The sequence below is a fragment of the Roseateles sp. UC29_93 genome, from assembly GCF_042695725.1.
GTDB lineage: Bacteria > Pseudomonadota > Gammaproteobacteria > Burkholderiales > Burkholderiaceae_C > Roseateles > Roseateles noduli_A.
The window spans coordinates 6,153,888-6,165,246 of sequence record NZ_CP170545.1 but is presented as its reverse complement, the minus strand read 5'-3'; the positions used below and the strand labels follow the sequence as shown (position 1 = coordinate 6,165,246).

Sequence of the window (11,359 nt, the reverse complement as noted above, 5' to 3'; positions counted from 1 at the left end):
CCTGCTCGATCAGCGCGTCCGTGAGCGGCGCGGCCTGGACGGCGACGGCGAGCGAGGCCAGATTGCCGTGGGAACGGAGATGGACGAGGTCCGGCTCTCCCCATCCCTGCGCGATCGGGCGCGGCGTCGCGTGCGGGGCATCGATGGACAGGGCGACGACCTCCTGCAGCGCGCCGAGGTCCCGCAGATGACGAAGCGCCGCGCGGGCGCGCAGGAGATCGATGTCCCGCGCCGGCGATCCGTCGGCGCCCGGCGGGGGGGCGAGAGGTCGATGTAGAGGGCGCTGTCCGAGGCCGCGGCCCCGACGGCGGCGATGAAGAGGATGGTGCGGCCGTAGATCCTGTTGGTGGACTCGGTGCCGGTCCGGTTGCCCCCGATCAGGCCGTCCCGTGCCGCGATGAGCGCGTGGATGAACAGGGCGGACGCGGTGGTGATGCTGGACGTGCCGCCGGCAATCTCGGTCAAGGTCCGCGCGATGTGCGGCGAGGTCTGCGCGCGGGCCTGCCAGCCGCGCGACGCGACCGAGGCCCTGTCGCGCGGGCTCAGATGACCGAGGAGTTCGTAGGCGTCCAGCAATCGGGCGGGGTCGCTGAGCAGGCCTTGCGTGATGTGGTCGGCCACCCGGCGCAACTGCGCCGCGGCCACCTCGTCAGTGCTGCCGAAGACCATCGACAACTGGGCCAGGACCGCGTCGGACATGGCGAAGGCGCGCTCTCCGCGGTCGCGTTGGAAGCGCAGGAGTTCTTCCGGCCGGAGTTGCCCCAGGACCTCCAGCACCAGCCGCACCCGTCGGGCCTCGAGGGCCCGCTGGCGCGGCGTCAGCCGGTTGGCGGCCCGCTCCGCGGCGGCTTGCGGATCGACGTCCAGCGCCGACTCGAGCGCGGCGATGGTCTCCGCTTCCGACAGCCGGTCCGGCCGGGTGTTGCCCGCGTACTTGGCGACCGTGTCGCCCGCCCGCCCGACAGGATCGGACAGGACCCGGGTGACGAAGACGCCATCCTTGGCGCGGTTCAGCGCCTGGCTGTCGCCGAAGCCCAGCGTCCATCGCCGGGTGAGCGCGGGGTCGGCGGGGTCCTCGGCGGAGAACAGCACCCGGCCCCGGAAGGTGGTGACCTCGTAGGTGGCGCCGGGCTGGAAGTGGTCGACGAAGTCCTCGACGAAACGACGGCGCGCATAGGGCGACTCCAGGTCGCAGGCCAGCAGCGTGACCTTGCGGGCCGGGGCCGCCGGGCCGTCGAGGTGTCGGCGCAGGGCCTGGTCGATGCGCTCCGACAACTGCCTGCCGTTGTAGCCGCTCAGGCGTCGCGACTGAGCGTCGTCGGTGGACCCCTGACCCACGACGACCAGCTGGATCTCGTCGCCCGGTGTCGTCGGCCGGGTCAAGCCTTCGCCCGTCACGATCCGGGATCCGCCCTCGCGGTCCACCTGCAGCCAGAGCACGCCGCGCCAGCGCTCGATGGACTGCGCGGCATGCCGCAGGCTGGCCTCGAAGGCCTGCGGCGAATCGTCCATCTGCAGCACGACGATCTTCAGATCGCGGCGGGCCTGCTTGGCCGCCGGCTCCGCCGACATCACCTCGTGCTTCAGCAGGGTCCAGGCGGTGGACAGCTGCTTGCCCGGCGTCAGTTCGTCGCGCCATCGGGCGACGGGGCGGGCGAGCAGCTCGGCCGGGGCGCCGGTGTCGTCCGCGAACGCCTGATAGCCCCGGATCGCGGTCTCGTCCGCCACCAGGGCCCCGGTGTGCTGGCGCCTCAGCAGCGGGGGCGCGTTCCCGCGCCGGTGCGCCGATCTCGCCGGCAGGAGATCCTCTCCGTCCCACGACAAGGCGCGGGGCAGGCGCCGGGTCGCCGGCCCGTTGCCGATCAGGCGCGCGATCGCCACGTCGAGATCCATCGCCGAGGCGCCGAGGTCGCCACGGTCCCGCGGATCGAAGTCGAATCCGCTGACTTTCCCGGTGCGGGTGATCTGGATTCTCAGCAGTCCCGAGGGCCGGAGCCGCGCGCGGGGAAAGCCGACCTGGCGGGACGTCCAATCCATCTTCGACGTCAGGTGGGCGCCGGGCAGCGCGTCGTCCCGGCTGTAGACGTGGGCAGCTCCTCGCCGAAGCCGAGGACTTCATGCAAGGGGCTGTCGGAGACCTGGCGGTCGCCCTCCTGGCGGTCGCCCTCCTGGCGCCAGCGGCCGCGCTGCCGGGAGCCGGCCTCGGACGACACGCAGAGCACGTCGCCGATGACGCCGCGGCGCGAGAGTTCCCTGAAGACGGGGCCCAGGTCGGCGACCTGCGCGGCGATCTGCTGCCCGAGGTGGCCGCCCTCGTCATGCCAGCGCCTCAGACGGTCGACGTCGATCCGCAGGGCCGTGCGGTGGCGCGCCGCGTCGATGACGTCGAACAGCATCCTGGCCCGCATGCCGGCGCTGGATCCCGGGGCGGACGGCGAGCGGCGCGTGTCGTAGACGGCGTCCAGCAGCGCGACGGTGTCGTCCCTCGTCCAGGGCCGCGAGCGTCGCCGCGCGACGGCGAGCCGACGCAGGCTCTCGTCCAGGACAAGCAGGCTGCTGGAGGTGGCCGTGAACGCATCCCACTCCGAGAAGAGCCTCGGCGCGCCTTCCAGGCCCAGGTCCTTGGCCGCCGCCGCGACCTTGTGGAGCGGGGGGAGGGGGCGTCCCCGCTGATGGCGCTCCATCCCGGCACCTTGGCGGCCACCTGCCACTGCTTGTTGAGCCAGGCCTCGATCAGCACATCCATCGCGGAGAGGCCCCATCGGTGCAGGGCTTGGTCGCCGGTCGGCGCGCGCGGTCCGTCCGGCTCCGCGTCGACATCGATGGCCGTGTCGCGACTGCCGCCGGACGGGCTGTCGACGGTGGGGCGCTCGCGGGGGGCAGGACGGCGGCGCGCGACCCTGATGACGTCCGGGCTCGGCGTCGATTCCACGATGCTGATGTCGCCCTCCGCGCCGGTGTCGTTGGGCGAGGGCAAGGCGGTGCGCGTCGGCGGCGGACGCACCGGATCGATGGCCTGGCGTCGGGCGAGCAGGTCGCCGGTGCCGGAACGCAGGTCGCTGCCGTCGTAGCTCAGGGACGGCGGCAGACCGTCCAGGGACAGCGGGCCGGCGGGGGAAAAGTGCCGGACCGCGACGAAGACGTCCAGTTCGCGCAGGGCCTCGTCCTGCTGCCAGGTCCTGGCCACGTCGATCTCCGGCCTCGCGGACGTCACGGACGTCACGGACATCGTGGGCGCCGCGGGCAGGCGCCAGGTGACGGTCGTCGCGCCCTCCCGCAGGTGGACGACGCCGGCGGCGCGGTCCAGCCGCTGCGACACGCCGGGCGCGATCCGTCGCAGCAGCGGCAGCGGCGCGGCCTCGTCGATCGCGGGCAGCGTGCCGCGGCCGAAGGCGGCCTGCCGGGTGGGCGTCGCCGCGAGGCGCTCGGCGGCCTTCGTGACCTCCACCAACTGGTTCGCGAAACCGGAGATCTCCGTGCCCACGTCCATCGCGTGGATCTCGTCGCGCAGCGCGCGCGCCTGGGCCAGGCGACGGGTCCAGGCGGCGGCGCCCATCGCGGCCGACCGGTCGGCCGCCGGCTTGGCGGACAAGGCATGGAGCTCGTCGCCGAGGTCGTCGGCCCAGTCCGTGAGCCGGAGGGCCGCCGCGGCGTCGTCGGCATCCTCGTACGACCAGCTGTCCAGCTCGGCGACGAAGTCCTGCCAGGTCTCGCGCAGGTCGTCGCGGGGCAGGATCTCGACCTCCGCGGTGACCGGATCGGCGACGGCCGTCGGCCACTTGGCGAGCATGTCGCGCCGCGTCGTCCAGCGACCGTCCTCGAAGGTCCAGCCCGGCGTGTCGTCGTCGTGAGGCACCCGATCGGCGACGTAGCGGATCGGACCGATGACGCCCGTGGCCGACATCAGCCGGAGCTGGTCGCGCAAGGACAGCACCAGGCCCGCGTACCGCGTGGCCGCGGGATCGTTGCGGTAGGGGCGCTCCAGCGCGGTCCTCAGCGCCTCGAAGTCCAGCGTGAGCGGCGCATCGCCGGCGGCGGACGTCAACAGGTCGGCGAACAGGCCGGCCAGGGTGCGCCCGGGGAGGCTGCGCATCGCCGTTTGCCCGTTGTCGGGTTGGGGCGGACAGGAAGGGGGGCGCGCGGTCGACCAGCTCGCGGAAGACCCGGGCCGCCTGCCGGTGCACGGTCGCGGGATCCCGACCGGGCCTCGCCGCACCGATGATCAGGTCATGGGCCCGGCGCAGCGTGGGGACGGAGGCGTCGAGGATCCCGGCGAGCAGGGTCTCGGCCACGGGGCGCATCGAGAGCGTGCGGCTGTCCTTGCCGGCGGGGGCATCGAAGGCGCTCAGGCCGAAGGCGTCGATGAGGCCGATCTTCCCGTCCTCGGTCCAGCCGTCCGGCGCGGACCAGGCGGCGGTGGCCCCGTGCAGCAGCGAGGCGATCACCTCGACGCGGCCGGCGCCGTCCACCGGCATCGGTCTGGCGGCGCCGCTCGCCCCCGACGATTCGGGCGCGTGCTCGAAGGTCCACCCCGACGGCGTGCCGCGGGCGATGACGTGGGTACTGTCGGCGAGCTGCCTGTCCGACAAGGTCAGGCGGGCCGGCAGCGCGTTCAGGTCGGCGGCATCGGCGCGTGCGACGTGGGCCGAGACCAGCAGGTCGAGCTGGCGCAGCTGCGCATCCCCCTCGGCGGCGGTGAGCGGATCCTTGCCGGCGAAGGCCAGCAGCGCGTAGCCGCGCGTGTCCCGGGAGGTCCAGGCCAGTCGCACCGTGCCCGCGTCCCGGTCCAGCGTCTGCCGCAGGTCGGGGGCCAGCGCGGCCAGGGTGCGCAGCGGTCGGGAGGCGTCGACCGGCACGGGCTCGAGCGGCCGGCGCTCGAGCAGTTCCAGCAGGCCGGCCGTGGGCTCGAAACGCCATCGGCTGCGCAGGCCGCGCATGTCGTCGGTCGACAGGAAGCGGGTGCTCTGCGGCTCAGGCTGCCAATGCCCTTCGGCGTGCCGCTTGCCGGAGGTCCAGGTCACCTGTCCGATCAGCCCCGCGTGTTCCAGCTGGCGCAGCACGTCGTAGAGCTCGAAGGCGACGCCGGCGGCGACGTCCTTCGAGCGCGACCGGTTGTCCATCGAGGAGAAGTTCATCTCGTCGAAGCCCAGCTTGAGCGGCTTGCCCGGTCCGGCGTCGATCGCCGAGAGGTAGCGGTCGGCCAGCGCCTGGGAGGTCGACGCCTGATACGCCGGGCTCGCCTGCGCGACCTGGTCCCAGGCCAGGCGCTTGAGCGCGGCGAAACGGGAAGAGGCCTCCGCCAGCTGGGCGGGCGCGCGGCGTCGCGACGGATCGACGGCGTCGAGCAGCGTCAGGTAGGCATCGCGGCAGCGCAGCGGCGAGCCCAGGAGCAGGGCGTCCATCAGGTGCGCGGCCGCGGCGTCGAGAACGGCCGCCGGCAGGGCCTTGGGCTGGGCCGCCGCCGCGGCGCGCAGCGCCTTCAGCAGGGGATCGCGCAGTGAGGCGGCCTTGGGAAGTGCCAGGTGCCAGTCGGCGGTGGCCGCCTGGAATGCCGCCGCGATCGTGGTGGCGCGCTGCTCGATCGTCAGCGCGCCGGTGGGATCCGGCGACCAGCGCGACAACGGCCGCGGCACGCCGGACCCGCCGGCCCGCCCGCGATCGGCGTCGCTCGGCGTCGTGTGGCCGTCCGCTGCCGGATCGATCCCGGTGGCCTCGGAGGCGGAGTCCGCGTCGGAGCCCGAACCTGAGCCCGAACCTGAGCCCGACTCCGACTCCGACTCCGACTCCGACTCCGACTCGGTCGTTGTCGTCGATACGTCCTCTTGCGGACGCGTCGGATCGGCAGGCGGCAGCGCGTCGGCCAGGATGGTGGCGTCGACGACGGGCGCGAACCGCTCGATGACGACGCCGTCGACCTCCAGGGCGTCGTCGACGAGGCGCAGCGCGGCGGGAAGGTCCTGCAGCGATCCCGCTTCGCCGCGCCAATGGCGACGGATGATCGATGCATCCATCCGGCGCAGCGCCATGTCCTGCGCCACCCGGGCCGCGGTGTCGGCGGGATCGCGCAAGGCCTGCACCTGCCAGACCCGCGTGCCGGTCGCGCCCAGGTCGAGTTCGAGGGTGCCCGTGGTCCGATCCAGCCGCTGGCCCACCTGCGGCGCCAGCGCGGCCAACAGGGGCAGGGGCTGCGTGTCCGTCAGGCCGCCCAACGCGTGCCAGCCGAGCGCCGACTGCCTCACCCACTCTCCCAGCCAGAGATCGGGGAAGTCGGTCATCAACGCTTCCAGCCGCTCGGCGCGGGCGAGGACCTCCGGCGTCACGGCGGGCTCGGCGCGCAGCGCGTTGATCTGCTCCGTCGCCTCGGCCTGCCGGCGCTCCCAGGCCTGCGGCCCCATGACGACGGCCCGCTGCAGCAGCGGGAGCCGGTCCAGGCCGTCGATGTCGGCGAGGATCGCCTTCGCGAGGGCCCTCAGTCGGGACAGTCCCTGCCGCGAGGGTGTGCCGGGCGGCGGGGCGATGCTGTCGGTGAAGGCGACGAACTTCTTCCACGGCTCGCGCAGGATCGCGATGAGTTCGGAATCGCTCAGCCGGGTGATCCGCTCGCGGACGGGATCGAAGAAGCGACCCGCCAGCACGCGCGCGGCGCCGGCGGGGCTGGTCTCATAGCCGCCGGGGCCACGGGTCCAGTCGATTCCCGCGGCCTGCGTCCCGGGCAGGATCGGCGCCGCCACGAAACGCAGCGGGCCGATCACGCCGGTGGCTTCCAGCAGGCGCAGACGGTCCAGCGCGGCCAGCCGCAGACCCGCGCGGAACCGCGAAGGCTGCGCCACGCCGCGGTGGCGCGCCCGGAGGAGGTCGTCGAGCCTGACCGTGAACGGTCGGTCGGGACCATTCGCCTCGAGCAGTTCGCCGAAGAAGGTCGCGAGCTCGCGACCCCGGACCGTCCCTGTCCGGGCCGTCGGATCGACATGGCCGACCAGGAGCCCGCCCGCCTCCTCGACCAGGGTCTGGAAGACCTTCGTCGCGCGCGCGCCGGCGCCGGCGTCTCCCTGGTCCTGGCGTTCGGCCTCGAGCAGCGCGGTGTAGACCTGACCCAGCCCCAGCGGACCCTCGTCCAGGATCGCGTCGAACAAGCGCCCCGCCAACGCTCGCAGGTCGGTGGAGCCCAGGGGCGAGTCGATGCCGGACAGCGGCAGGCGGTCGAAGGCCTGGCGCAGCCCGGTCCTCAGCGACGGCAGCAGGGCCTCGTCGTCGGGCCATGCATCGGTGAGCTGATCCAGCATGACGGCGATCACCGCCCCGCGCCCGGGATCGTCCTGCGGCGCGGACCTCGCCCGTCGCGGCGTCACGTCGACGGACGGCGCCGCCGGTTCACGCAGTCGCCGGAGGAACGCCGCCGCCAGGGCATTCGACGCTTCGCGCTCGTGGGGGGGAAGCTCGTCCAGGCCTTCGACCAGCTTGTCCTTCAGGCGCTCGATCCCCCGCAGCGCTTGCGCTTCGATCTGGGACAGCGAGAGACCCGGGCGCGTGAAGGCGTCCAGCAGGTCGTCGTAGGCCCGCGCGAGCTGCGCGAACGACCCGTCCAGCATGCCGACCGCGACATGTCCCGCCGCCTTGGCCAGCAGATCCGGCCTGTCGCTGACGAGGATCCGCCGGGCGATCGTGCCGAGCGGGGCACCGAGGCGACGCATCTGCTCCGCCGTCGTGTCCCGCAGCGGCGGGTCCTGGAGCTCGCCCTGCAGCGTCCGGGCCATGGCGGCCGCGCGTTGCTTGCTGGCGGCCAGGCCGTCCGCATCGGCTGACGGGCCGGCGTGATCGTGGGAGGCAGGGAAGAAGGGAATCATGGCGTCTCACGCGAAAGAGTGAGACGCTTCAGTGAGCACCGCCTGCGAGGCGGCATGACAACCCCCGCCGCCCGGCCGGCGGCGTCCGCGCAGGCTCAGCGGCTGTGCGCCGTCAGCTTCGCCAGCGGCGAGGCCAGGCTGATCCCGGGCGCGGCACGGCGCGCGCGCTGGGGCGGCCGTCCGCGTCGGTCTCGTCGAGCTCCGGATGCGCCGCGCCGAGCGCCAGTCCGGCCGCGCCGGCGTTGTCGCGTCGCATCGCGACGCCCACCGCCAGCATGTCGATCACCAGCAGGTGCAGGATGCGGCTGATCATCGGCAGGTGCGTGGCGACATCCTCCACGTGGTCGACGATCAGCGCCGCGTCGGCCTTCTTCGCCAGCGGCGATTGGCTCGCCGTGATCGCCAGCACATGCGCGCCGCGTTCGCGCGCGGCATCCGCCACCGCGATCAGCTCGGGCAGTTTGCCGCTGCTGCTGATCAGCACGGCGACGTCGCCGGCCTTGAGCGTCTGCGCGGCCAGCAGCTGCAGCCGCGGCTCGACATACGCATTGCAGGCGACACCCAGCCGCAGGAACTTGAACTGCGCGTCCTGCGCCACGACGCCGTAATGGCCGATGGCGAAGAACTCGATGCGCGAGGCCTTGAGCAGCAGCTCGATGCTGCGGTCGATCATGTCGCGGTTGAGCTGGCTGCGCACCTGCAGGATCGCCGAGGCGGTGTTGCCCAGCACCTTCTCGCCCAGCTCCACCATCGAGTCGTCCTGCGTGACCTGCGTGTGGCTGACCGGCACCGTGCCGGTCAGGCCCGAGGCCAGGCGCAGCTTGAAGTCGGACAGGCCCTCGCAGCCCAGCGAGCGGCAGAAGCGGATCACCGTCGGCTGGCTGACGCTGGCCGCGCGGGCGATCTCCGCGATCGGGTCGTTCAGCACCTTGCGCGAATGCGCCAGCACATGGTCCGCGACGCGTTGCTCGGCCGGCGAGAGACCGTCGCGCGCGCGCCGGATCTGGCTGACGATCGCCGAGGCGCCGCCGCTGGTCTGCAGGCTGCGCAGCTGCGCTTCCAGGATCGCCGAGGCGCCCTTGAAGGTCGCGTGTTCGGCCGTGATCACGAAGGTCGGGATCGCGGCGACGTAGTCGGTGAAGCGGCCCTTGTCCTCGAAGCGCTCGCGGAAACGCGAGCGGTCGAAGTACTCGCCCAGCCGCGGCACGATGCCGCCGCCGATGTAGATGCCGCCCAGCGCGCCCAGCGTCACCGCCAGGTTGGCCGCGGCGGTGCCCAGCAGCGTGCAGAAGAGGTCCAGCGTCGCCTCGCAGACCGGGTCGGCGGCCTCGAGCGCCCGCGCGGTGATGTCGGGCGCGCTCAGCGGCTCCGACGGACGTTTCAGGTAGTCCGCCATCGCGCGATGGATCAGCTCAAGACCTGGCCCCGACAGCAGGCGCTCGAAGGAGACGTGCTCGTACTCGTTCCAGGCGAAGCGCAGCAGCGCGATCTCGCGCTCGTCGCGCGGCGCGAAGTTGGTATGGCCGCCTTCGGAGCCGAGCGAGATCCAGCCGTCGCCGGCGGGGATCAGGCCCGAGACGCCCAGGCCGGAGCCCGAGCCCAGCAGGCCGATGACGCTGTGGGCGCGCGGCTCGCCGCCGCCGATCTGCCGGATCTCGCTGCCGTGCAGCCGGGGCAGGGCCATCGCCAGGGCGGTGAAGTCGTTGACGACCACCAGCGTGTCCAGGCCCAGGCGCTGACGGGCTTCCTCGATCGAGAACTGCCAGTGGTAGTTGGTCATGCGCACCAGGTCGCCCTCGACCGGGTTGGCGATCGCGATCGCCGCGTGGGCCACCTTCAGCTGGCGCGGCAGCCGGTCCATGTAGGCGCGCACCGCGGCGTGGAAGTCGGCGTGCTCGGCGCAGCGCAGCAGCGCGATGTGCTCGAACTCCCCCGGGGTGGTCTCCAGGGCGAAGCGGGCGAAGGTGCCGCCGATGTCGGCGATCAACCGGGGACTGTCGAATTCACGCATGAAGGAGGGGCGGTGACCGGGAGGCGATTATGGCGCGCCGCCCTGGATGGATCGGAAGGGTTCGCCCTAGCGGCGGCGAGGCGCCCGCAGGCCTGCGGTTTGCCGGCTTGGATCGGTCGGTGCTGTAGTGTGACTACAGCAATATAAACACGTCGCGGCCGGATCGGGGGAATAAAAACTCCATCCCTGACAATCACTTGCGAACGGGAGTCGAACCGTCCTCTGATATCGTGCGGCGGGCGAGCGACGACCCGGTGACTTCGCTCTTGTGCGATGTGTGTAGTTTTGCTACCTTGCGCGGATGCCGCCATTGGGGCGGCCTCCGGCGCGGCGACGGACACACGCCACGCGCCGCCAACGAGCCGAACCGGCGACTCCGCCGAACCAGCAGCAGGACAAGAACAGTGCAAGCAGATCAGGGTGTGGCTTCGAGCCAGACAGGGGACGCCGCGGGATATCCGTGGCTGGTGGCGGACATCGGCGGCAGCAATGCCCGCTTCGCCTGGGTCGACGGCGCCGGGCAGCGCGTCCAGCACGTGCGCAAGCTGCCGGTCGCCCACTATGACTCGCTGCGGGCCGCGGCCGAGGCTTATCTGAAGGAACTCGCCGGGCTGGGCGTGTCGGCGCGGCCGAGGCGGGCCTCGCTGGCGCTGGCCACCGCGATCAACAGCGACCGCATCGAGCTGACCAACAGTCACTGGACCTTCTCGCGCAGCCAGTTGCAGGCCGACCTGGGACTCGATGAACTGCGCCTGCTGAACGACTTCGAAGCGCTGGCGCTGTCGCTGCCGGGCTTGCGCGCGGACCAGGTCGCGGCCGTGCCGGGCCCGTCGCTGGCGACGCCGCGCGGCACGCTGGCGGTGATCGGGCCGGGCACCGGCCTGGGCGTGGGCGGCGTGATCGAGACCTCGGGCGGCTGGGTTGCGCTGGCGGGCGAGGGCGGTCACATGACGCTGGCGCCGACCAACGACTACGAGAGCGAGCTGCTCGCGGCCGCGCGCAAGGAGTTCCCGCATGTCTCCGCCGAGCGCTTCCTGTCCGGCATCGGCCTGCCGACGCTGCATGTGGCGGTGGCGGCCGTGGCCGGCCAGCCGTCGGCGCAGCGGCTGACGGCGGAGCAGATCGTCGAGGGCTCCCTGTCCGGCGACGCGATCTGCGCGAAGACGATGGACCAGTTCTGCGCCTTCCTCGGCAGCTTCGCCGGCAGCGTCACCCTGGCGCTGGGCGCGCGCGGCGGCGTCTACATCGGCGGCGGCATCGTGCCGCGCCTGGGGGAGCGCTTCTTCCAGTCGTCCTTCCGGGCGCGTTTCGAGGACAAGGGCCGTTTCGCGCCCTACCTGGCCTCGGTGCCCTGCGTGCTGATCACCGACACGCTGACCGCCTTGGCCGGCGCCGCGTTCGCGTTGGAGCAGTCGGTGCGCTGAGCGCCACAGTCGGTTGTAGTCCAGCTACATAACGACTTCTCAACGGCGGCCCGAGTGGCCGCCGTTTTTCATTTCACGTC

At 72.6% G+C, this 11,359-nt stretch carries 4 protein-coding genes; 1 reads left to right on the top strand and 3 read right to left on the bottom strand.

Translation table 11 applies throughout. The features are described from left to right. Nucleotides 1-9: 9 nt before the first annotated feature. From ACFJIX_RS28525 to ACFJIX_RS28515, 3 genes are all read right to left on the bottom strand, one after another. Nucleotides 10-2,037: a C80 family cysteine peptidase gene (locus ACFJIX_RS28525; protein WP_377156160.1), complete on the bottom strand. Its 2,028-nt coding sequence runs from the start codon at nt 2,035-2,037 to the stop codon at nt 10-12. A gap of 8 nt (nt 2,038-2,045) precedes the next feature. Further along, nucleotides 2,046-7,844, bottom strand: a complete 5,799-nt coding sequence (locus tag ACFJIX_RS28520; RefSeq protein ID WP_377156158.1) for a hypothetical protein — start codon at nt 7,842-7,844, stop codon at nt 2,046-2,048. Nucleotides 7,845-7,956: 112 nt separating this feature from the next. Continuing rightward, complete coding sequence (locus ACFJIX_RS28515) at nt 7,957-9,855, bottom strand: glucokinase (protein ID WP_377156157.1); 1,899 nt, start codon at nt 9,853-9,855, stop codon at nt 7,957-7,959. Between the two features lie 404 nt (nt 9,856-10,259). Between ACFJIX_RS28515 and glk the strand changes: the two genes are divergently transcribed. Then, nucleotides 10,260-11,279: a glucokinase gene (glk, locus tag ACFJIX_RS28510; RefSeq protein ID WP_377156156.1), complete on the top strand. Its 1,020-nt coding sequence runs from the start codon at nt 10,260-10,262 to the stop codon at nt 11,277-11,279. Nucleotides 11,280-11,359 lie beyond the last annotated feature (80 nt).

Excerpts from the sequence above, each read along its gene's own strand:
- ACFJIX_RS28515 (WP_377156157.1), bottom strand. The coding sequence starts at position 9,855 with ATGCGTGAATTCGACAGTCCCCGGTTGATCGCCGACATCGGCGGCACC.
- ACFJIX_RS28520 (WP_377156158.1), bottom strand. The coding sequence starts at position 7,844 with ATGATTCCCTTCTTCCCTGCCTCCCACGATCACGCCGGCCCGTCAGCC.
- ACFJIX_RS28525 (WP_377156160.1), bottom strand. The coding sequence starts at position 2,037 with ATGGATTGGACGTCCCGCCAGGTCGGCTTTCCCCGCGCGCGGCTCCGG.